This window comes from Ruegeria sp. YKSE079, assembly GCF_059612845.1.
On the sequence record NZ_JBXWRJ010000036.1, the window covers coordinates 1 to 19631 of the forward strand.

The following is a 19631-nucleotide window of genomic DNA, read 5'->3' on the forward strand; positions in this document are numbered from 1 at the left end:
CCTTCGCAAACCTATCCCACCGCGCCGCATTGAAATTGAAAAGTATCCCAGCATCCCGCAGTCAATTCGAAGGACTGGCTACGCATCGGAAACGATTTGTGCAACACGCTCAATGTGAATGGTCCTTACCTTAAGCGTATGAACACAGTTTTGAGGTTGTCAGCTTGGCCCGAACCAACGCTTCGGCAAATGTCACAGCGCAGGCAACGCCGTCGACTATAGGTAGTCCAAATTCCTCGGACAGGTGTGTCATAAGATTTGTCATCCCCGCACACCCCAGAACAATGGCTTCTGCCCTGTCCTCGTCAATTGCGGCGCGGATCTCCGCCCTGATTTTGTCGACTGTTTTGGGATCGTTTTCCTCCAGCTTGAGGACGGGCACATCCGATGCGCGAACACGGACACAGCGGCGGTCCAGTCCATAGCGCAACAGATTGGCCTCCAGACCTGCAAGCGAGCGGGACAAGGTCGTGATGACACTGAATTTCGGGCTGATCATCGACGCAGCGTGATAGGCCGCTTCTCCAACTCCGATCACTGGGGCCGATGTAACGCAGCGCACCGCGTCAACGCCTGTATCGTCGAAACAGGCGACCACAATGGCGTCGACGTCCGGATAGCCCGCCACAACGTCCAGCAGGCCCGGCACACAGGTCGTCACATCCAGATATCCCTGGATACTCGGCGGGCCACTTGTCGAATTGGTCGCGATGATTTCGGTGTCGGGATGTGCGGCAGCTCGGGCTGCTGCTTCGATTTTTCGCGTCATCGAGCTTGTGGTGTTAGGATTGACGACAAGAATTTTCACGACACCCTCACACTTCTCCGCCCAGATAGGCAGCCTTGATCCGCGGATCGGTCAAAAGTTCCTTGGAGTTGCCCGAGATAACCACGTTCCCGGTGGTCAGAGCATAGGCGCGATGTGAAATCGACAGCGCCATGCGCGAGTTCTGTTCGACCAATAGGACGGACACACCCTCATCACGGTTGATGGCGACGATGGACCGGGCAATATCCTGCACCAGCTTTGGTGCGATTCCCAATGACGGCTCATCCATCAGTAACAGACGAGGTTTAGCCATCAAAGCGCGTCCAATTACCATCATCTGTTGTTCCCCACCCGACAAGGTACCGGCGGATTGAGAGTAGCGTTCCTTCAATCGCGGAAATCTTTCCAGTACCGAGTCCAGAGTGTTCCGAATTTCGGATTTGTCCGAACGCGTGAACGCCCCCATCAGCAGATTGTCTTTGACCGTCATAAATGGAAAAACACGTCGGCCTTCCGGCACCATGGAAATGCCCCTGGACACAATATCCGCCGGGTTCTTGCCATCAATCGTATCGCCCTCGAAGGCCACCGAACCGGATTTGATCCGCGCCAGACCGGTTATCGCCCGCAGGATCGAGCTTTTCCCCGCTCCGTTGGCACCGATCAGGGCAACGGTTTCGCCTTGCTCCAAATCGATAGATACGCCTTTGAGCGCATAGACATGATCGTAGTAGAGTTCGACATCCTTGAATTCCAACATCTTGGTCATGGTTCAGATCCCGATCTCATCATCGGCGCTGCCCAGATACGCCTCGATGACCTTTTCGTTATTCTGGATTTCCGCAGGCGTACCTTCGGCGATCATCTCGCCAAAATTCAGAACGACGATACGGTCGGAGATGTTCATTACCGCGGGCATATCGTGCTCCACCAGCAATACAGTGACCCCCCGATCATCGCGGACCTTTCGCACCAGATTGACCATTTTCATGGTCTCGTCGTGGTTCATGCCTGCGAAGGGTTCGTCCAACAGCAGAACCTGGGGATCGGTGGCAAGACCAATGGCAATACCCAGCGCCCGCAAGTTACCTTGCGGCAGGTTCGAAGCCTGTTCATTGGCAATCTCGGTCATGCCAAGGAATTCGATCAGATCATCGGCATACTGCCCGAAGCTTTCTACGTCTTCATGAGCTGTCCTGGTACCCCAGAAATACCCCGCCAAGGACGCGCGTGATCGCAGATGCTGGGCGACAACGATGCTTTCGCGAACCGTCATCGATTTGAAGATGGTGGTTTCCTGAAAGGTGCGAACGACACCCTTTCGCGCCACCACATGCGGTTTCAGGTTCGATATGCGCTCGCCCCTGAACAACACCTCGCCCGAGGTCGTGGGCAGGAAGGACGAAATCATCTTGAACAAGGTACTCTTGCCCGCTCCGTTCGGCCCGATCACCGACAGGATTTCATTTTCATTGACGTTGAACGAGACATCGCTGTTTGCAGTCAAACCGCCGAATTTCTTGGTGACATGGCGGACTTCCAGAAGATGGCTCATTTGTCCGCTCCTTTCCTGCCGGGCAGTCGCAGGCTGAGCAGCCCGTTAGGCAGAACCAGCATCAGAAAGATCAACAGGCTGGAATAAGCCAGCAATTGGAAGCGACCGAGTTCAAACAGCAGGTCCCACCCAAAATACAACACCAGCGTGCCTAACATCGGCCCGAAGACGTATCCAAGACCGCCGAGGAAACAGTTCAGCATGAAGTTCACACTATCGGCGACCTGAAAGCTGGAGGGATAGACCGACTGAGCGATCGAGCCGAACATCGCCCCGCCAATGCCTCCAAGAAAAGAGGATATGGCGAACACGATGACCCGGATATAGGAGATGTTGACTCCGATCGAACTGGCCAGTTCTTCATTCTGTTGCATCGATCGGCACAGATGACCAAGCCGCGAATTCACCAACCGGTACATGGCGGCGAAGGTAAGAACCATCAGTACGCAGGCGGAATAATAAAACGCCAGCCTGGGGTTCTCGAGCGTTGAAAAGTCCGGGACTAATGTCAGGCCAAGGATTGATACGCCTCCCGGCAGCGGGATCGAGGTAATCCCTTTGGCACCGTTGGTGATGGGAAGCGCCAGCGCGGTCAGCGTTACTACCTGTGTCAGCACCAGAGAGATCATTGCAAAATAGACACCGCGCAAACGCAGGATTGGAACGCCTATTACGACCGCCACTGCGGCTGCAAAAAGCCCCGCCAGGGGTAGCGATAGCCAAAAGGATATACCTGCTTTTGTTACCAGTATGGCCGAGACATACGCCCCGATCAGGGCAAAAGCACCCTGACCGATATTGATGCGGCCAATATAGAACGTCAGCCAGACACCGGCACTGGCGATGGACAAGAGCGCCACCGAAGTCAGTGTGTAGTAGAAATCCGATCGGCCCGAGATCGCTATGAAAGCCGGCACCGCGACAAAGATCGCCAGAAGGAAAACAACCCCTGCGACCATCTGGGTTATGTTCAGTTTTGACACGGTCTCATCCCCACGGCTTGCCCATCAGCCCTTGCGGACGAATGGCCAGGAAAATCATCAGGGACACGAAGATAAGCAAATAGGTGATGTCTCCGTATTGCGAGAGAACGGCCAAACCGATGGCCTCGAGAAACCCAAGAATAATGCCTCCGGCGATGGCGCCGGAAATCACCCCTGCGCCGCCGATCATCACCATCATGAAGGCCTTGATCGAGGTTGGCCCGCCCATGCCGAGGTTAACCCCGGTAATGGTTACCAACAGCCCACCAACCAGGCCTGCCAGCATTGCGCCAAGAGCGAAGCCGATCATTGAGTAACGAGCAACATTGACACCCATCAATTGTGCTGCTGTGCGGTCCTGAGCCAAAGCCCGCAAGGCTCGCCCGGTTTTGGAATATTGCATGAACAGGATGAAGCTAATGATCGACAGGATGGCCAGAACGCAAATCAGAATGCGATCGTATGGCATGATGATCCTGAAATCCCAATTCAGCACACCGTTGACGATCTTGGGCACCCCACGCTGCTTTTCGCCAAAGACCAGAAGAATAACGGCATCGAACAGAAATGCCAGGCCGGCGGCCAAAAGCATGGTGCTTTCTTCGCGAGCAGACCTCCGAATGACCGGCGCAAACAGAAATTTTTCAATCAGAGCGCCAAGAACGGCAAGAGTGATGCAGGAGACCAGCAGCGCAAGTACGAACGGCCATCCGAGTTGACCATAAAATGTGTATGTCACGAATCCGCCTAGGACATACATTTGACCGTGGGCAAAATTCAACACGTTCATCAGGGCGAAAATCAGCGTCAGACCCAAGGCTATCATCGCATATTGCGCGCCCAGATAGATGCCATTTGCTATGATCTGTTCCATGTGAATCCAGAATAAGGTTCGGTTTCCCCGAGCCTTTGACAGGCTCGGGGTGTGAGTGGCTCGAAGGTTTGTTGCGTGACGGTGAGAATGCCTCAGTCGACTTCGGCGACGAAAAGCGTTTCAAATTCGCCGTCCTGATAGACATTCACCACAAGCGGCACCGCGATCTGTCGTTTTTGCCCAAAAGACGTTGTCCCCACATACCGCATCGTGGCATCACCCTTCATGAAGGGGTTTGGTGCTTCGAACGTATCCATCGTGGTCTGAAACGCCTTGACGTCGTCAATGCCGGCCGGATTGGCGTTCAATGTCGCCAGAATGTATTCGAGCGCGTAAACCTTGGTGTTCGACTCGTCGTTATATTCTCCGAACATGTCGGTATAGCGCTTAACGAACTCCTTCATGTCGTCAGAAGCAATCTCGGGCGTCGACGCGCCACCGACGGAAATGAACCCGTTGGCCAGTTCCCCAGCTCCTTCGCGCAGCACAGTGGCATCCTGCGCCGTTTCGGTGGAGATGATACCTTGAAAGCCAAGCTCTCTTGCCGATCGGATCAGTTGCGGCGCATTTGCAGGCGAAACGCCGGAAAGAACCAGCAAATCGGGTTGGGTACGCATGACGGGTGTCAGCACCGGCGTGAAGTCTGTGGTGTCGACCTGATAGGTCACGTTGTCCGAAACAACCTCAAGCCCGAGGGCTTTGGCAGCTTCGACGCCACCGTCCCGCTGGCTCAGCGGGTCGGACTCATTCGCGGCCACGAAAGCGACGGATTTCACACCCTTCTCATCCCGCAAATACTTGTAGATCGCGGGGCCTGATTGATAGTTGGCGACCATGCCCAATACCGCGTTCGATGCGGGCGCGGAGTAAAGCTCCTTTGGAAATGCATAAGGGAAATACATGATCCCCTGCGATTCCGCGACAGGGCGAACTGCGGCGGCGCCATCATCCACGTTGGGGCCGACAACATAGTGTATGCCTTCCTGCGCCATCTTCTCCATTCCGGCAATGGCGCGCTTGGGATCCTTTTGATCATCGAAGGATACGATTTCGATGTCATAGGTAGTATCACCGATCTTGTAGCCACCGCTCTCATTGATCCAAGCGGCCCGCGCTTCCATCGAGCGTTGGTTCGAGATTCCCCACGCCGCGGCAGGCCCCGAGGTCACTCCGACAAAGCCGATTTTCAGAACCGGGTTTTCCGCCCAGGCTGCCGAGCCAAGCATGGATGCTGCCAAAGCCAAAGCAGCCGATGATTTCATCAGATTTCTGCGTTTCATTAGTTCCTCCCTAGTGAGGTCTCGGCGCCTCTTTCGGGCGCTTTGGTATAAAAGATGCATCACGGGTCGAATCCCGGCCAGCGCTTCAAGTTCTGCATTGTTAACAATCAGTGTCAACAGTTTTTGATGACAATGCCGTTGATATCGTCAACACAAAGTTAGTATATTGTGAGAAGATAACTTGGCAGTTATTCACAATTTTCAGACCGTTTCTGCCGGAATGGAGTGAAATGACGAGCGACGCGGAACAGAATATCGACACTGTGCAAACCGATCCTGACGAGCAGATGATCGTAGATCGGATCTATTCCGCAGTGATGGAACGAAAGCTTGCCCCAAAGACAAAGCTTAGCGAACTGGCTTTGTGCGAAACCTTTGGTGTGGGCCGGATGCGGGTGCGCCGCGCGTTGCTTTTGCTCAGTAGTCAAGGCATTGTTGATCTGCATTCAAATCGAGGGGCCTATGTCGCATGCCCAAGCGCCGACGAAGCCCGAGAGGTTTTCGTAGCCCGGCTGTTGATAGAAACCGGGATCGTGCGGGAACTAGCGCGTGGAATAAACGACACCGGCGTTAAGATATTGCGCGCACACGTAAAAAAGGAAGAAGAAGCCAGGCAAAGTGGCGACCGGTCCGAAATCATCCGGCTATCCGGAGCGTTTCACGTTGAATTGGCCAAGTGTCACGGAAACTCGGTTTTGACACGTGTGGTGCGTGAACTGGTTACCCGAACGTCGCTGATCGTTGCTCTGTTCGGCACGAACCGCGCCTCCACATGCCCGGAAAATGAACATGCGTCGATTATCGACGCCATGATTGAAGGGAACCCGGACGCTGCCGAAAATTCGATCCGCCACCATATCCTGCATGTTCAGAACGGCTTGGATCTGAACCAATCCCAAAAGGTCGAACCGGATCTGGCAAAAATCCTTACCGGCCGCTTATAGGAGTTGCGTGAAAACGTAACCGGGCTGGCGACGCCAAAAGCTTCTGATGATTGGCGAAATCGACGACCATTTGGGGAATGGCGGAAGCCACTCAGATCAAAATACGTTTCATGAAGCTGTTGAACGCCTGTATCAGAGGATTGCCTTTGTTGCTGGGATGGTACAGGCACCAGATTTCGGAGAACTCGTCGATGTCAATTCCTTCCAACCTGACAAGCCCATCGGTCAAAACGGGTAGATCGGGAAGCAGAGACACTCCCAGGTTCATTCGCACAGCGTCAATCAAAAGGCTCATCGAGTCGAAACTGGTAGTCGACGCGCTTTCAGTAATATTTCTGGAAATCCACTTTCTGATTGGGTGCTGTGCCAGACCGCTGCCTGGAACCAGCCAGTCAACATGAGGCCAGGTGTCACTACATGCGCTTGAATATCCGCCGCCACAGACTGCAACATAGTCCAAGCGTTTCAGAAATTGCCCAATCAGTTGATCAGGTGGGTTTGCGGAGGGACGCACCGCGACATCGAAACCGCGCTCCCACAGTTTTGCGAACTGGTTGCTGGTGCTGAAATCAATGTCGATGTTGGGATACCCGCGGCGGAAATCCGACAGATTGGGCAAGATAAAATACTCCAGCAGGACGTCGGTCGTGGTGATCCTCAGACGTCCGCTCAACTGATCGTCGAGCGTGGAACAAATAATATCCGCAGTTGACAATGCACCATGAATCTCACGTCCTTTTTCCGCAAGCTCATTTGCCACGGGAAAAGGATGAAATCCGGATTTTGAACGTTCAAACAGTGGCGTACCGATCTTGGCTTCAATCCGTTTGATTGCCCGGAATATCGACGAAACATCCTTGTCCAGAAACCGGCCCGCTCGTTCAAGCGTCTGCTCGCGGCACAGTGCGAGAATAACCAGGAGATCCTCACTGTTCAGCTTCATCGGCGGCTCCGAAACGGGTGATTGCAGCGGTGCATATTTTGCTTTTGCACAGGTCGGATAAGTTCTGAACCATCACGTCTGACAACACAAAAGGAAATCTTCAAGATGGGTATACTCAAGTTTGCTGCCGCCGCTGCCGTTTCGCTTACCGCCGCAACCGCCGCTGTCGCCGACACGGGTTTGATGACCAAATTCGATGACATTCAATGGACGCCGATCGAAGGCACCCCCATGTCGCTGGCCATTCTTTGGGGCGACCGCGACACCGGTCCTTACGCGATGTATCTGAAAATGCCGGGTGGTTTCGAAGTACCCGAACACGCGCACACCTTTGCCTACGAAGGTATCACCATCCAGGGTGAATGGAAGCACAGCTTTGCCGGAGAGACCAAGGTTCTTCCAGTCGGCGCGCACGTTGTTCAGCCCGGCAATGCCTTCCACGGTGATGCCTGCGTCAGCGAAGAAGACTGTGTCCTTTTCGTTTTCCAGGATGGAAAAGGCGATGCTATCTTCCACAGCAACTAAGCCTTCAGCTTGATCCAACGCATACTGGTCGCCTTGAAGAAGGCGGCCATTTCATTGCTGCTTTGGAATGCGCGCAACAACTATTGTCGTTCCGCCCACAGTTTTTCGTAGGTTTCAAAAGCTTCGGGAAACCCGTCCAGAGGCCATTCCAGCCGGAACCGCCGGTTGTTTCTGTCCACGAAATCGAACTCTACGATATCACCCGCCAACATAGCCTTAAGGGCTGCGGATGACTGCACTTGAGAAAACGTGCAATCCGACCACAGCAGGCATCTGCGGTCCTCCATTTTCCATATCTCATCCTCCCCTTGCATGATTCGAAATCCATCAGACAAAAATGCCGTTCCAAGCTCGGGGCCGAACATCACATCGTGTTTCCCGCGTGAGCCATCTTTGCTTGGCGTAATAAAGGTGAACAAGGCACCAAACTGCGGAGCCTCGGCATAGACGTCCACCCAACGAATATAGCATCGCTGTTTTAGGGCACCCCTCTCTTCACGTTCATCGCAAATGGTGTTCCAGATGCCATGCGAGGAATGGTGCGTCACCCGCCAGTTTCCCGCCGTATCGCGCCCCTGCAAATCCTGCGCGCCAGCAGCGCCAGCCAGCAACAGGAAAACACCGCCGAAAAAAGCAGGCAAAGCTTTCATCAGGCTTGATCATTCAGATGCCGTGCGTTCTCCAAGGCAGCGCGCCAGTCATGCCCGTGGACCGAGACGATCTTACCACCTTGAGATACAAAGAAAATCGGCGGATAGACCAGTTCGAGTTGCGGAGCGGCCAAGCGCAAAATTGGATCCCGATCCCCATAGACTCCGAGGTTCGGTACGTCCCGCGTCTTTGCGATAATGTTGTCTTCCACTGCGAAACCCAAGGAACGGCCTTCGGCTTGCACATCGGCCAGATGGTTACGCTTGAAGGCCATGCAGGGAGGGCAGTCTTCAGCTCCGTAAAAGTGAAACGTCACTTGTTCCGCTGTTCCTGCATGCCCTGTGGATGCCATGGCCAGAGCGGCAAGCGATGTAGTGCAGAATACACGTCTGTTCATCAACGTCTGTCTCCTGTTTTCTGTATTTCATTTAGCCGAATGTTCGACGGATATTAGGTCGCGCACAACAAGTGCCATGGCCCGACCCAACTTGCGTTGCGCCTGAGCCGTCAAGTGCACGCCGTCTGCGCCATCTGCCCGAGTTACAGTTCCGGCATCGAACACCGGAATGCCTGTTTGCCGGGACAGGTGCCCGTACGTGTCGGCGAGATGTTCGGACAGCCCCTGTGCGTTTCCGAACAATCCTGCCAGACTTCCATTTTCGGGGTTGTTCAAAGGTGGCGGAACCACAACCAACACCTGGCCAACTCCCCCAATCAGCAGGATTCGGGCAAGCGAAAAGACCGAGCGTGCAACTTGTTCCGCATTCCGACCTTGCCCGGATTGCAGATCGTTCGTTCCCAGCATCACAATTGCCATGTCCAACGGCAGATGCTGCTCGACGAAGGGAGGAAGTGGTGTCGTTATCGCCTGTCCTATATTGTCGAGAGCTTCTCCCTTCCCCAGATCGGTACGTCGGCCGATGCGACCCTCCTCGATCACCACGGCATTCGGCAGAGCTGCATCCAAAACCCGACCCCAGCGCACATCATCGCCGTGCCTTGGACCCGATGCATTGGCCCCCCATGTGTTGCTGTCACCAAGCACCAGAATTCGCAGCTCGGCCCGACCCGGTAAAGGCAGGACAAACAAAAGGAGAACGGAGATCGCAAAAGGGCGCAGCACCTGGAAGGTCCAATTGTTGTCAGATTGACGGCGAGTTTACCTTGCCGCGCGACCAACCCGAATAAGGCACCTTTTGGTAACCATGGATTTCCGGTCACGTTCGGGTGAAAACGCTGCAATCAGGGCAATTACCCCGGGTCCGTTTTCCGAAATTCAACCATGGTGGCGTCTGTCTGCACCGACCTGCGGGGCGCATCAAGCCTCACTTACGGACAGGGAGTTCCATGACCAGATCCGCCTGCTCATCAACGCCTATAATTTTTCGCTCGACAGTGGCGATCTGGATGATCTTGCCAACCTTTTCGCGCGTGGAGAATGGGTATTCGACGTCGGGACACCGCTGAGAAGTGCGCAGGAGATCCGGGATAAATTCCTTTCGCGGGTCATCCTGTTTGGCGACGGCACCCCCGCACCCGGCACCTGTCCACGAACGAGGATCTTATGGGGACGAAATGCGGAAAGCGCCCGATGCTGGCGCAATGTCATGGTCATTCAACAGAACCAGCGTCTCCTTTTGCAGGTGATCTATTCGGGTGAATGTCAGGACGAGTTCGCGCGCGACGAAAACGGTGTCTGGCACTTTGTGCGGATTTCGATCAGCCGCCCATTCTATGGAGACCTGAGCTACCACATCCGGTCGGCTCAGGCCTGGAACCGCGACCCAAGAGTTTCAGTCCACGGCAGTTTCCGCCAGCCATTCGACAAACTGCCGAGCCGCGCGCTTACGCATACCGGCCGGCGATCGAATCACGCGGTAATGATAGCCAGGCAGTTGCGGTCCCTCGAGTTCGGCAAACCCGTCACCGAACTCGGCAGAGCGCACGATGGTCCGGCTCAACAACGCCGCACCGTGACCGCGCTTCAGCGCGTCGAAGGCCAGGTTGTAGGCGTCAAAACTCATCCGGCGATAGCTGCCCAGATTATCTAGCCCCGCCGCTTCGAACCAGGATTTCCAGGTCGGCCCGGTCAGGGACGAGTTTTCCCAGCGCACATCGATCAGCCGCCGCTTTGTCAGGAATTCGATACGGGCGGCCCGGCCGGGCGTCAGCAGCTCGCGGCTGACGGCGCCCACGTAATACTCCTGATACAAGGCGATTTCGCCGCTGTTGTCGGCAGGCTTCTTGCCATATCGCACCGCCACATCGATCTCGCTACCGCTCATGTCCACGGCGTTTTCGCTGGCAAATACGTTCAACGTCAACTGCGGAAATGCGTCATAGAAGGCATCCAGCCGCGGTTGCAGCCAATATCGTGCAAACTCCCGCGTGGTCGATATGGTCACGGTATTGGTGTCCAGATTGCCATAGGTTTCGGCAAAGGCTGCCGCCAAACTATCCATACCCCGCGTGATATCCGGTAGCATCCGCGACCCCTGATCTGTCAGCGAAATGTTCCGACCAGAACGTTCAAACAGCTTGATATCCAACAGATTTTCCAGATGCCGGATCTGATGGCTGACTGCGGTCGGCGTCACCGAAAGCTCATCCGCGGCATCGGAAATGCTTTCCAGCCGGGCAGCCGCTTCAAAGGCGCGGATCGCGTTCAGTGGTGGCAGGCGTCGTTTCATCTTGTCCTTTCATGACACGGACGAACAGAACACACAAAGTTGAAAAATCCGCATGAAAGAGATTGAAACGAAAAATAGTCAGGCCGCCCAACCTGTGCGCGGCCTGTCCCCACCCGGTCAGTGGATGTCAGAATATGTGATGGTCACGGTATCCGCGTTCACCAGATCCAGGAACGGTTTGTTCACCGGATCTTTCACGAACTTGTCCAAAGCCGCACGGCCAGCTTCTTCGCTTTCCCAATAAACAACTTCGATCCAGACGCCATCGGCCTGCAGGGCGACGTGACGATCCACAAACCCGTCATACGTTTCGTGCATATTCGCGTTGATCTTGCCGCCCGCCGCAACTTCGGCCATCTGTTCGACCGTTACACCGTCTTTGGCCTGGAAGGTGACGTATTCAATCGTTCCGGCTTTGCTCAGATCTGTGGCCATTGCTGCACCTGTGGTTCCGATGGCCAATGCGGTCGCCAGTGCGGCGGTTTTCAGGCCTGTTGCTAGTTTCATCATGGAAAACTCCTCCTGTTGCATGATGGGGATGGGTGTGAGTGGTAGTGGTCTGAAAATCACAAAGCCTTGACTCGTTCCGCAATAGCCCGACCCAGCTGGGCGTGTTGATCCTTGCTCATATGCAGACCATCGGCGCCCTGCACATTTCCGGTCACGGCACCAGCGTCAAAGCTTGCGATGCCCGCTGCGTCGGCTGCGGATTTGAGAGCAGCTCCAAGCGCTTCAGACTTGGCTTTGCCGCCTTCGAACATGCCCGCGAAATCTGGGTGTGGCATGTCGTTGAGCGGCGCTGGCGAGACGACCATCACCTGTGGCGCATCATAATGATAGGCAACGCCACCGCTGCAGGCCTGCGCCACTTTTGCGACATCAATAATGGCATTTGCGATGTCCTCGGCAGAGCGGTTGGTTTCGGCCTTCAGGTCGTTGGTCCCCAATGCGATGATCAGCAGGTCTACGGGCATTTCCCGAGCAATTGCGGCCGGCAAAGTCTTGGCGCCGTTGAACATATCCGCCTTGATGGCATTCCAATCCATCGAATCGTCCAGGTTGGTGGCGCGCACGGTCAGACCATCGACGGCGACCTGATAATCGTTGCCCAGCTCGGCTGCCATGACACCGGCCCAACGTTCGTCATCGCCATAGCGGGTTGAGGGGAAAGCCTCTTCTACACCGATCCAGCCCCAAGTGTTGCTGTCGCCGTAAACAAGGATATTCTTCTTGGCCATCATTGGCTCCTTTTCTCGTGTTATCCGTTGATGATGTGGCCGTCTTCGGGGTGCCAGCTGGCGGTCACTCCGGCACCGACTTCGATGTCCAGCGACTGCATGTCGCGCTGTTGCAATTGCACGGTGATGGACGTTCCAGCAGCCGTTTCAAGCCGTAGATTGACGAGGGCTCCGATGAACTCCTCACCTACGACCCGCGCAGCAACTTCGTTCTCAGCCCAGCCCGCTTGCGGGGTGACCGAAATCTGGTCCGCCCTGACAATCAGGCTAACCTTTTCGTTTTCGTCCAGATCAACGAGTTCGGAGGCTGGGCACTTGAAGCTGCCATCTGGGCTTTCCAGAACCATCTCTCCGGATTTCAGTCGGCGGGTCTTGCATTCAAAGATCGAGGAGCCGCCCAGGAACCTTGCCACGAACGGTGTGGCCGGGCGCAGATAGATGTCTTCGGGGCTGCCCGCCTGTTCAATCCGACCCTGGTTCATGATCACTACGGTATCGGCCATCGAGAAAGCCTCGGAGTGACTATGGGTGACGTAGACGAAGGTAATCCCAAGTTCGCGTTGCAAGCGTTTCAACTCACCCTGCATCTGCACCGAAAGATGCGCATCCAGCGCCGACAACGGTTCATCCAGTAACAAGACGGATGGTTCGGTTACGAGGCATCGCGCCAAAGCCACACGTTGTCTCTGTCCGCCTGACAACTGATCAATGCCCCGGTCGGCATATCCCTCCAGTCCCAGCTTGTTCAACCAGTCCAGCGCGCGACTCTTGCGTTCCTTTTTGGGCATGCCTTTCATGCGCAGACCAAATTCGACGTTTTCCTGCACAGTCAGGAATGGAAACAATGCCAACGACTGCCAGACCATCGGCATGTCGCGTTCCCAGATTGACAGATCGTTTATCCGTCGCCCTTCTCGCAGGATGTCACCGCCGGTCACGTCTTCCAACCCTGCCAGCATCCGCAGCATGGTCGATTTCCCGCAACCTGATGGCCCCATGATGGCAACGAACTTGCCCTCTGCGATATCAAGGTCAAGGTTCTCGACCGCCACCGCCTCGCCATAGGTTTTGCGGATATTTCTCAGCGAGATGTGCGCGTGTGACATCATGCGCTCCAGTTCTTTTGGCGCGACGCCGCGCTCGGGATTGATCTTGTTCAGGCTGTTCATTTTTCCCCCCGGGTGAGGCGGCGCAGTAAAAGCACCTGCGCGCCCAAGATTAGAGTGATCGAGGTAATGAAGGTGATGGAGCCGATGGCATTGATCCGGGGGCTGACTGCCGATTGCAGGAAGCTGAGGATGCGAACCGAACTGGTCTCCTCAAGTCCTCCAACGAACCAGGTTACCGCGTATTCATCGAAGCTGACCGCCATACAGAGAAGGAACGCAGCCAGGATCGAGGTCTTGGTTGAAGGAACGATCACTTCCCAGAACGCACGCCAGTTGCTGGCGCCAATATTCTGGGCCGCGAATTCCAGATCGCCGTCGATCTGTGAAAACCGCAACCGGATAATGGCCATGGCGAACGGGGAGGTGAGAACGATATGACTGACCACGATGGCGGATAAAGTGCCAGACAGGCCAATGCGGGACAGGTAGGCCAGCATTGCCAGTCCAATGACAACCAAGGGAATCAACGGCGGCATCAGGGCGAAGACAAGTACCAGTTTCTTACCAATAAAGTTGAAGCGATAGTCGGCATAGGCCGCTGCAAATCCCATCGCGGTCGCGATGGGGGCGACGATCAGGGCAACTTTGATTGTGTTCGCAAAAGCGGCGATCACCAAATCATCGGCCAGGATCAGGCGATACCAATCCAGCGTGAATCCGCCCAGCGGGATAGTCGGGAACCGGTCCGAGTTCAGCGAGAAGACAAAGTTTGTCAGGATTGGCGCATAGAGAAAGGCCAGAGCCAAGCCCATGAAGATTACGCAAAGCCGGCGGGTCAACAGGGAAACACGCATGTCTCAGGTTCTCCGATAGGCGTAAGTGATTGAGGCCAGCGCGGTGATCAGCAGTGTAGCGATCATCACAAGCGCGACCACTGCAGCGCGAGGCCATTGCTGGCCGGATTTGACGGTATCCGCGATCAGGATAGACAGCGTGGTGAACTTGCCGCCGCCCAGATAGGTCGCCGTAACAAAATCTCCGAAGCTGAAGATGAAAGCAAACAGCGCCCCAAGCACGATACCCGGTCTAACCGCCGGCAATACGGTAGCAAAAAGCACCCGGCGCGGGCCGCAACCAAGGTTGTATGCCGCGTCGATCAGCGTGCGATCCAAGGACAGCATCGAAATTGACTGGATCACGATCACCAATGGCAAGGTCAGCGTCACCAATCCCACCATCAGAGAAAACGGCGTATTCAGTAGGCTGCCACTGTCGATCCCGATTGCCGCCAACAGTTTCATCACGATGCCGTTTTCTGTCAGATAGATCTGCCAGGAGTAGACACGCACGAGGTAGGATGTGAAAAACGGCACCACGAACAGCGCGAGAACCGTCATTCTGGCTCGTGTGCTGAGAAAGAAGCTGATCGCCAATGAACATGGCAATGCAATCAGGCTGGCCAGTACTGCGGCGCTGAGCGCAATCACGAAGGTGCGCAGGTAAGCAGCCCAGAAGAACGGAGCCGTCAGCATCTTGTGCCAGTTCTCCAATTGAAAATCGGGCGTCAGTAAAAAGTTTTTGACGTCCCAGAAACTCAGCCAGATCAGTAAGATCATCGGCCCAAGAAAAAACCCGGCCAACCACACAGGCAACGGCAGGCTCCATAAGCCTCCATAGGCGAGGCGGGACAGGCGCGGGATGGAAATCGAAGAAGTCATGTTTTAACCCGTCTGACCCTTCAGGATGGGCCGGCGTTTTTCAGTGACGTTTGACAGTGCCCCCCGCCATCGGGGAGAAGGGAGAATGGCGGGGGGCATAAGCACCGGAAGCTTTTAGGCGTCAGGTGCTTTTGTATGCCGACCAGAAGTCGTTCCAGTCACCCACGTCCTGCTGCACAGGCAGCTGGCGGATATGGATGCGGCCCTTGCGGATCAGGTCGATAGCGTTGCCGTCGCCCTGAAACATGCCCAGATGGCGTGCATCTTCCGGTTTTTCGGCAATCATTCGTTCCCACCCGGATTTCGACGGGATAATTGCCGGGAACACGTTCAGGTTCGCCAGGTTGTACTGACCGGCAGGGCTGGAGGCATGCTGGATGAACTTGCGCGCCAGTTCGGCCTTGCGCGACCCACGTCCGATCGAGAAGCTTTCAGTGAACTGAATGCCGCCCTGTTCCGGTATCGTAGTGGTAACATTCGCACCGTCGCGGCGCAGCACGCCAGTGATCCATTCACCTATGCCTGGCATCACGGTCACTTCACCGGACTTCAACGAGGACAGCACGCCACCATAGTCATAGAAGCCCCGCACCTGAGGTTTCAGGCTTAGCGTGGTGTCCTGCAGCTTGGCCCATGCGTTGCTGTCGATATCATAGGGCGCAGCGTTGCCATCGCGCAGGCTGAGAACGCCCAGGTTCGGCAGGTGCCAGTCGAAGTGACCCACCTTGTCCTTGTTCTTCTCGTTCCACAGCATGTCATACGACATCGCTTCCTTTACTGGCACCGCATCCAGATTGTGTGAGATGCCAAGAAAGCCAAACCGGCTGATGACTGCATAAAGTTCGTCATTGTGCCAATGGCCCGGAAACTTGTGGAATTCGGGGAAAAAATCGTCGAACGGATAGTCTGCCGGATCCAGTTTCTCAACGAAATTCGCCAGCACCAGCTGCTGAACATACTCAGCATCCGCGTGGATCAGGTCGTAGGTGCCCGCCGGAGATTGTGCCAACAGAGCCAGCATCTGCTCGCCGCCGACATAGTATTTCGGGGTGATCTTGACGTTGTGCAGTTCTTCAAATTCTGCAACCGCGTCCGGTTCAGCCTGACCATACCAAGCCAGCATTGTCATCTCGGTCACGGACTGAGCGCGGGTGATCGACGGCATGGCAAGTGCGCCTGCAGCCATCGCACTTGACTTGAGCAAAGCGCGTCTCGTGAGTGTGGTTTTGGCCATTTTCGGCTCCTCCCTTAATGGATGGGATGAGTATTCGGAACCGCAGCCTTGCCGACAATCGAGCAGATTTCAGTCATCACAAAGTATTTCTCAGCTTTCTGTTTGGCCGAATTGGCATGTCACAAAGGCGTAACACGCGGGCCTACTCCTATTCAGACCAACTCGCATCAGGTTGTTCATAACGATTGGCATCCTGCGGAATGAACTTCATGCCGTATGGGCTGTCGCGAAACAGGTCAGCCTCGTTCAACAACCAATCCTGAAATGCGCGCATTTTGGCAGAATTCGCGCGCTCCATAGGGCAGACAAGATAGTAGCTCCGGTCGCGCAGAACCCTTGGTATAGGCGCCGCGATTCGCCCTCGCTCAATCTCGCGCGAAGCAGCAATCACACTGACCAGAGCAGCCGCGCGATTGTCTATCGCCGCTTCGATACACATGATCTCATCACTGAAATGTGCGATCGGACGAATATTGGAAGCGTCGATACCGACCGAGTTGAACCAGGTGCGCCAATTCGGATCACCGTCCTGAAAGCCCAGCCACTCGTATTCGACCAGATCCCGGCTCAACAGGTCCTCGGGGTCGCGGATCTTGCTCTCCATTCGCCTCGAGCAAATAGGCGTGACATAGTCATCCAGCACCCAGGCCGCATGCTCCGCCGGATCCGGGGTGTCCGTATATCTTATGGAGACATCCACACTGAAACGTGCAAAATCCAGCACTGTATCCGAGGCGATAACCTTCACTTCAAGCTCGGGGTACAGCCGGCTGAATTTCGGCAATCGAGGGCTCAGCCAACTCCAGGCAAAGGATCGTGTGGTGGTTACCACCAGCTCGCCCTCGATTTCGTCGGTGCTCAGTTGCGCGATGCCCTGTTTCAGGTTGCAGAAGGCATCGGCGATGAAAGGGCGCAGGGTCTCTCCTTCGGTTGTCAATCTAAGCGACCGCGTCAGTCGGTGAAACAGTTGCACATCCAGCTGTGTCTCGAGGGTTTTGAGGCGATGGCTAATCGCTGTCGGTGTCAGTAAAAGTTCTTCGGCGGCCAGTTTGATGCTCATGTGTCGCGACACGGCCTCGAAGGCTTGCAGGCTCGTCAGCGGCGGTAATTTTTTCACTGTCGAACCTCTTCCTCATAAGGCTCGACCCTCCACAGGCGGAAGGGTCGCAGTGCTTTCACTCTGCGATCATCTTCGCCCGGCGCGCAAGACGCCCAAACCGGAGACCACAATCCAGGCGATAGTTTTTTTCATCTAACTCAACCCAATTGGCGCATTCGTCAGAATCAACCCGTTTGACGACATGCCAGAGGCCAGACCTCCCGAGTACCACTCGCAGCATGGATCCCTTTCCACCGGGAAACGGAATCCCGCCCAGCAGAACCGCAGTCAGAACGCTGAGTTGATGCGCGAGATGCTAATCAGCGCGACGACGGCCAGTGTCAGCAATACCGCGCCGGGGATACCGAGCGGTTCAAAGCGCAGACCGGCACCAACACCGCAAGACCCTTGATTTCATGCTACTCAAACGGCGGAACAAAGCTGCGGCGACAAAATTCTTCGCTCGTGCCCTCGAAGTAAACGGATTGCCCCGCAAAATCGTTATCGACAAAAGCGGCGCCAATATGGTTGGTATCAAAGCCATCTACAAAATGTTGAAAGGCTTTGGTTGCCCGCTCCCAATCGCGATCGTTGAACCAGCCATCTAGTTGGCATATATTGCCAACGAGGAGGCTTAAGCCATGGTAACCCGCAATGTCGTACTTACAGAATCGCAGGATCAGCTGGTGCAGGATCTGGTCGCATCCGGTCGCTATCAGAACGCCAGCGAAGCGTTGCGAGCGGGCCTTCGGCTTCTGGAACAAGAAGAAGCCGGGCTGGAGTCTCTTAAACAAGGTCTGCAGAAGGGTTTGGCGCAGGCTCAGGCTGGAGATCTGGCAGAAGGCAGCGGTTCGAATGCGATCCGTCGTGCTTTTGCTAGGGCCCGAGCCAAAACGTGACCAAACCATTTCGGCTGACACGCCGCGCCGAAGGCAGCCTGGTTGAAATTGCCCGATGGACCATCGACAAGTTTGGGCCGCATCAAGCCGATCTCTATGAACAAGAACTGATAGCGCGCTGCCAGGCCATCACCGAGGGCAAGGTGGCCAGCCGCAGTTGTTCAATATTGGTCGAAGAGGCAGCAGACCTCAGATATGTACGCGCGGGAGAGCATTTCCTGGTTTACCTGGACCAGCCGGATACGGTGATCATAGTAGATATCCTGCATTCCCGTTGCGATCTGCCGCGACATGTTTCCGCGCTGGCCACACTATCTGATGGGGCAGGGGACAATACATAGGTATCGCATTCAACTGGGATTTCTTTAAACAATCGGTAGGTGTTCACCCCAGCAGGTCTGTAGCGGGGTTCTCTGCGATATCGACATCGGGTATTGCCAAGTTGTGCGCCCGGCTTGACCGGATTTTCTGCGGGCCATGAACATTCCGACAAGAATGCCGCGCCTGAAGGGGTTCCGCTTTCCTCGTGAGATCATCGCTTACGCAGTCTGGGCGTGGTTTTGTCGCCGCAGCTTTGTTCCGCCGTTTGAATAGCATGAAATCAAGGGTCTTACCGTGTTTGTCGACTGCACGATACAAGTAGACCCATTCACCTTTGACGCGCACATAGATTTCGTCCATTCGCCAGGATCGATCGAAGCAACGCTTCTTACGACGCGCCTGGTCGGCGACCAGAGGTGCGTATTTGACGATCCAACGGTTCAGAGACGCGTGATCAACCGAAACGCGTCGTTCAGCCAGAATTTCTTCCAGATCTCGGTAGGATACTGATTAACGAAGATAGAAGAACACTGCGTGTCGTATCACGTCCCTTGGAAAACGAGCGCCTTTGAATGAGATTGTCACGGCCTGCCCCTGTCTGTTTTGGGCACCCGTGTATCAAAACTTCAGTCGACCTAACAGGTACGTGCAGAGTTTGCGACAAAGCCCCCCGGAGGTGTTCGACGCATGTCCGTCGTCAGAGGTTTTGGGCCAGTTGGCGGCGTGATCTAAGAGAGGGTCTGGCGCATCTGGTTGGTCAGATTAAGCGGCGGATTTGCGGTGAAGCAAGCGCCGGGTT

General features: G+C 55.2%; 22 protein-coding genes and 5 pseudogenes. 7 read left to right on the plus strand and 20 right to left on the minus strand.

From position 1 onward, the window contains the following. Window positions 1-130: 130 nt before the first annotated feature. The 6 genes from AC2FMY_RS21340 to AC2FMY_RS21365 all read right to left on the minus strand — a co-directional run bounded on the left by AC2FMY_RS21340 (window position 131) and on the right by AC2FMY_RS21365 (window position 5461). A complete protein-coding gene (locus AC2FMY_RS21340) occupies window positions 131-808 on the minus strand; it encodes an aspartate/glutamate racemase family protein (RefSeq protein WP_480752149.1) in 678 nt (225 codons plus the stop codon). Window positions 809-815: 7 nt separating this feature from the next. Next, window positions 816-1538 (minus strand): ABC transporter ATP-binding protein, encoded by a 723-nt coding sequence (locus tag AC2FMY_RS21345; protein WP_496808039.1) that lies wholly within the window; start codon window positions 1536-1538, stop codon window positions 816-818. Window positions 1539-1541: 3 nt separating this feature from the next. Beyond that, a complete protein-coding gene (locus tag AC2FMY_RS21350) occupies window positions 1542-2324 on the minus strand; it encodes an ABC transporter ATP-binding protein (RefSeq protein ID WP_480752151.1) in 783 nt (260 codons plus the stop codon). Beyond that, window positions 2321-3283: a branched-chain amino acid ABC transporter permease gene (locus tag AC2FMY_RS21355; protein WP_496808042.1), complete on the minus strand. Its 963-nt coding sequence runs from the start codon at window positions 3281-3283 to the stop codon at window positions 2321-2323. Before AC2FMY_RS21355 ends, AC2FMY_RS21350 begins: the two co-directional genes overlap by 4 nt. Before the next feature lie 28 nt (window positions 3284-3311). Then, a complete protein-coding gene (locus AC2FMY_RS21360) occupies window positions 3312-4181 on the minus strand; it encodes a branched-chain amino acid ABC transporter permease (RefSeq protein WP_480752153.1) in 870 nt (289 codons plus the stop codon). A gap of 92 nt (window positions 4182-4273) precedes the next feature. After that, window positions 4274-5461: an ABC transporter substrate-binding protein gene (locus tag AC2FMY_RS21365; RefSeq protein ID WP_480752154.1), complete on the minus strand. Its 1188-nt coding sequence runs from the start codon at window positions 5459-5461 to the stop codon at window positions 4274-4276. A gap of 230 nt (window positions 5462-5691) precedes the next feature. Between AC2FMY_RS21365 and AC2FMY_RS21370 the strand changes: the two genes are divergently transcribed. Further along, window positions 5692-6405, plus strand: coding sequence for a GntR family transcriptional regulator (locus AC2FMY_RS21370; protein WP_496808040.1), 714 nt, complete (start codon window positions 5692-5694; stop codon window positions 6403-6405). A gap of 91 nt (window positions 6406-6496) precedes the next feature. On the opposite strand, the gene AC2FMY_RS21375 is transcribed toward AC2FMY_RS21370, so the two are convergent. Further along, window positions 6497-7165, minus strand: a complete 669-nt coding sequence (locus tag AC2FMY_RS21375) for a LysR family transcriptional regulator (protein WP_496808043.1) — start codon at window positions 7163-7165, stop codon at window positions 6497-6499. Window positions 7166-7186: 21 nt separating this feature from the next. Continuing rightward, a pseudogene (locus AC2FMY_RS21380) lies at window positions 7187-7348 on the minus strand (helix-turn-helix domain-containing protein); the annotation flags it as partial. Window positions 7349-7453: 105 nt separating this feature from the next. Here AC2FMY_RS21380 and AC2FMY_RS21385 point away from each other — a divergent pair. Beyond that, complete coding sequence (locus tag AC2FMY_RS21385; protein WP_496747942.1) at window positions 7454-7873, plus strand: cupin domain-containing protein; 420 nt, start codon at window positions 7454-7456, stop codon at window positions 7871-7873. A gap of 80 nt (window positions 7874-7953) precedes the next feature. On the opposite strand, the gene AC2FMY_RS21390 is transcribed toward AC2FMY_RS21385, so the two are convergent. From AC2FMY_RS21390 to AC2FMY_RS21400, 3 genes are read right to left on the minus strand one after another with little or no spacing between them, the layout of a single operon-like run. Next, window positions 7954-8523, minus strand: a complete 570-nt coding sequence (locus AC2FMY_RS21390) for an invasion associated locus B family protein (protein ID WP_496747941.1) — start codon at window positions 8521-8523, stop codon at window positions 7954-7956. Further along, on the minus strand, window positions 8523-8921 hold the full coding sequence (locus AC2FMY_RS21395) for a hypothetical protein (protein WP_496808041.1): 399 nt from the start codon (window positions 8919-8921) through the stop codon (window positions 8523-8525). Before AC2FMY_RS21395 ends, AC2FMY_RS21390 begins: the two co-directional genes overlap by 1 nt. A gap of 27 nt (window positions 8922-8948) precedes the next feature. After that, a complete protein-coding gene (locus AC2FMY_RS21400) occupies window positions 8949-9647 on the minus strand; it encodes a GDSL-type esterase/lipase family protein (protein ID WP_496747937.1) in 699 nt (232 codons plus the stop codon). Window positions 9648-9729: 82 nt separating this feature from the next. On the opposite strand from AC2FMY_RS21400, the pseudogene AC2FMY_RS21405 reads away from it, so the two are divergent. Continuing rightward, window positions 9730-10176, plus strand: a pseudogene (locus AC2FMY_RS21405) (nuclear transport factor 2 family protein); the annotation flags it as partial. Window positions 10177-10317: 141 nt separating this feature from the next. On the opposite strand, the gene AC2FMY_RS21410 reads toward AC2FMY_RS21405, so the two are convergent. From AC2FMY_RS21410 to AC2FMY_RS21445, 8 genes are all read right to left on the minus strand, one after another. Next, the gene (locus AC2FMY_RS21410; protein WP_496747935.1) at window positions 10318-11214 is read right to left on the minus strand and encodes a LysR substrate-binding domain-containing protein; all 897 of its coding nucleotides are present in this window, start codon (window positions 11212-11214) and stop codon (window positions 10318-10320) included. A gap of 117 nt (window positions 11215-11331) precedes the next feature. Then, the gene (locus tag AC2FMY_RS21415) at window positions 11332-11724 is read right to left on the minus strand and encodes a hypothetical protein (protein ID WP_496747933.1); all 393 of its coding nucleotides are present in this window, start codon (window positions 11722-11724) and stop codon (window positions 11332-11334) included. A 56-nt stretch (window positions 11725-11780) separates the two neighbouring features. Then, window positions 11781-12452, minus strand: coding sequence for a GDSL-type esterase/lipase family protein (locus AC2FMY_RS21420; RefSeq protein ID WP_496747931.1), 672 nt, complete (start codon window positions 12450-12452; stop codon window positions 11781-11783). Between the two features lie 20 nt (window positions 12453-12472). Continuing rightward, the gene (locus AC2FMY_RS21425) at window positions 12473-13558 is read right to left on the minus strand and encodes an ABC transporter ATP-binding protein (RefSeq protein ID WP_496747946.1); all 1086 of its coding nucleotides are present in this window, start codon (window positions 13556-13558) and stop codon (window positions 12473-12475) included. 59 nt (window positions 13559-13617) lie between these two features. Then, window positions 13618-14415 (minus strand): ABC transporter permease, encoded by a 798-nt coding sequence (locus tag AC2FMY_RS21430; RefSeq protein ID WP_480750855.1) that lies wholly within the window; start codon window positions 14413-14415, stop codon window positions 13618-13620. 3 nt (window positions 14416-14418) lie between these two features. After that, window positions 14419-15279 carry an ABC transporter permease gene (locus AC2FMY_RS21435; RefSeq protein WP_480750854.1) on the minus strand — a complete coding sequence of 287 codons (861 nt, stop codon included), beginning with the start codon at window positions 15277-15279 and terminating at the stop codon, window positions 14419-14421. A 121-nt stretch (window positions 15280-15400) separates the two neighbouring features. Then, complete coding sequence (locus AC2FMY_RS21440) at window positions 15401-16513, minus strand: ABC transporter substrate-binding protein (RefSeq protein WP_496747928.1); 1113 nt, start codon at window positions 16511-16513, stop codon at window positions 15401-15403. A 148-nt stretch (window positions 16514-16661) separates the two neighbouring features. After that, complete coding sequence (locus AC2FMY_RS21445) at window positions 16662-17630, minus strand: LysR substrate-binding domain-containing protein (protein WP_480750852.1); 969 nt, start codon at window positions 17628-17630, stop codon at window positions 16662-16664. 344 nt (window positions 17631-17974) lie between these two features. Between AC2FMY_RS21445 and AC2FMY_RS21450 the strand changes: the two are divergent. The 4 genes and pseudogenes from AC2FMY_RS21450 to AC2FMY_RS21465 all read left to right on the plus strand — a co-directional run. Next, window positions 17975-18205: pseudogene (locus AC2FMY_RS21450) on the plus strand (DDE-type integrase/transposase/recombinase); the annotation flags it as partial. A gap of 48 nt (window positions 18206-18253) precedes the next feature. Continuing rightward, entirely contained in the window at window positions 18254-18511 is a 258-nt protein-coding gene (locus AC2FMY_RS21455) for a type II toxin-antitoxin system ParD family antitoxin (RefSeq protein ID WP_480750851.1), read from the plus strand. Next, complete coding sequence (locus tag AC2FMY_RS21460; RefSeq protein ID WP_496747924.1) at window positions 18508-18852, plus strand: type II toxin-antitoxin system RelE/ParE family toxin; 345 nt, start codon at window positions 18508-18510, stop codon at window positions 18850-18852. Before AC2FMY_RS21455 ends, AC2FMY_RS21460 begins: the two co-directional genes overlap by 4 nt. Window positions 18853-18988: 136 nt before the next feature. Next, window positions 18989-19069: pseudogene (locus AC2FMY_RS21465) on the plus strand (IS6 family transposase); the annotation flags it as partial. Here the strand turns inward: AC2FMY_RS21465 and AC2FMY_RS21470 are convergent. Further along, window positions 19070-19417 (minus strand): annotated as a pseudogene (locus AC2FMY_RS21470) (IS6 family transposase); the annotation flags it as partial. Window positions 19418-19631 lie beyond the last annotated feature (214 nt).

What these genes read in the sequence shown, in the direction of transcription:
- AC2FMY_RS21430 (WP_480750855.1), bottom strand. Translation starts at nt 14,415, where the DNA reads ATGCGTGTTTCCCTGTTGACCCGCCGGCTTTGCGTAATCTTCATGGGC.
- AC2FMY_RS21370 (WP_496808040.1), top strand. Translation starts at nt 5,692, where the DNA reads ATGACGAGCGACGCGGAACAGAATATCGACACTGTGCAAACCGATCCT.
- AC2FMY_RS21350 (WP_480752151.1), bottom strand. Translation starts at nt 2,324, where the DNA reads ATGAGCCATCTTCTGGAAGTCCGCCATGTCACCAAGAAATTCGGCGGT.
- AC2FMY_RS21435 (WP_480750854.1), bottom strand. Translation starts at nt 15,279, where the DNA reads ATGACTTCTTCGATTTCCATCCCGCGCCTGTCCCGCCTCGCCTATGGA.
- AC2FMY_RS21355 (WP_496808042.1), bottom strand. Translation starts at nt 3,283, where the DNA reads ATGGTCGCAGGGGTTGTTTTCCTTCTGGCGATCTTTGTCGCGGTGCCG.
- AC2FMY_RS21455 (WP_480750851.1), top strand. Translation starts at nt 18,254, where the DNA reads ATGGTAACCCGCAATGTCGTACTTACAGAATCGCAGGATCAGCTGGTG.
- AC2FMY_RS21440 (WP_496747928.1), bottom strand. Translation starts at nt 16,513, where the DNA reads ATGGCCAAAACCACACTCACGAGACGCGCTTTGCTCAAGTCAAGTGCG.
- AC2FMY_RS21360 (WP_480752153.1), bottom strand. Translation starts at nt 4,181, where the DNA reads ATGGAACAGATCATAGCAAATGGCATCTATCTGGGCGCGCAATATGCG.
- AC2FMY_RS21385 (WP_496747942.1), top strand. Translation starts at nt 7,454, where the DNA reads ATGGGTATACTCAAGTTTGCTGCCGCCGCTGCCGTTTCGCTTACCGCC.
- AC2FMY_RS21345 (WP_496808039.1), bottom strand. Translation starts at nt 1,538, where the DNA reads ATGACCAAGATGTTGGAATTCAAGGATGTCGAACTCTACTACGATCAT.
- AC2FMY_RS21395 (WP_496808041.1), bottom strand. Translation starts at nt 8,921, where the DNA reads ATGAACAGACGTGTATTCTGCACTACATCGCTTGCCGCTCTGGCCATG.
- AC2FMY_RS21420 (WP_496747931.1), bottom strand. Translation starts at nt 12,452, where the DNA reads ATGGCCAAGAAGAATATCCTTGTTTACGGCGACAGCAACACTTGGGGC.
- AC2FMY_RS21425 (WP_496747946.1), bottom strand. Translation starts at nt 13,558, where the DNA reads ATGTCACACGCGCACATCTCGCTGAGAAATATCCGCAAAACCTATGGC.
- AC2FMY_RS21365 (WP_480752154.1), bottom strand. Translation starts at nt 5,461, where the DNA reads ATGAAACGCAGAAATCTGATGAAATCATCGGCTGCTTTGGCTTTGGCA.
- AC2FMY_RS21415 (WP_496747933.1), bottom strand. Translation starts at nt 11,724, where the DNA reads ATGATGAAACTAGCAACAGGCCTGAAAACCGCCGCACTGGCGACCGCA.
- AC2FMY_RS21390 (WP_496747941.1), bottom strand. Translation starts at nt 8,523, where the DNA reads ATGAAAGCTTTGCCTGCTTTTTTCGGCGGTGTTTTCCTGTTGCTGGCT.
- AC2FMY_RS21410 (WP_496747935.1), bottom strand. Translation starts at nt 11,214, where the DNA reads ATGAAACGACGCCTGCCACCACTGAACGCGATCCGCGCCTTTGAAGCG.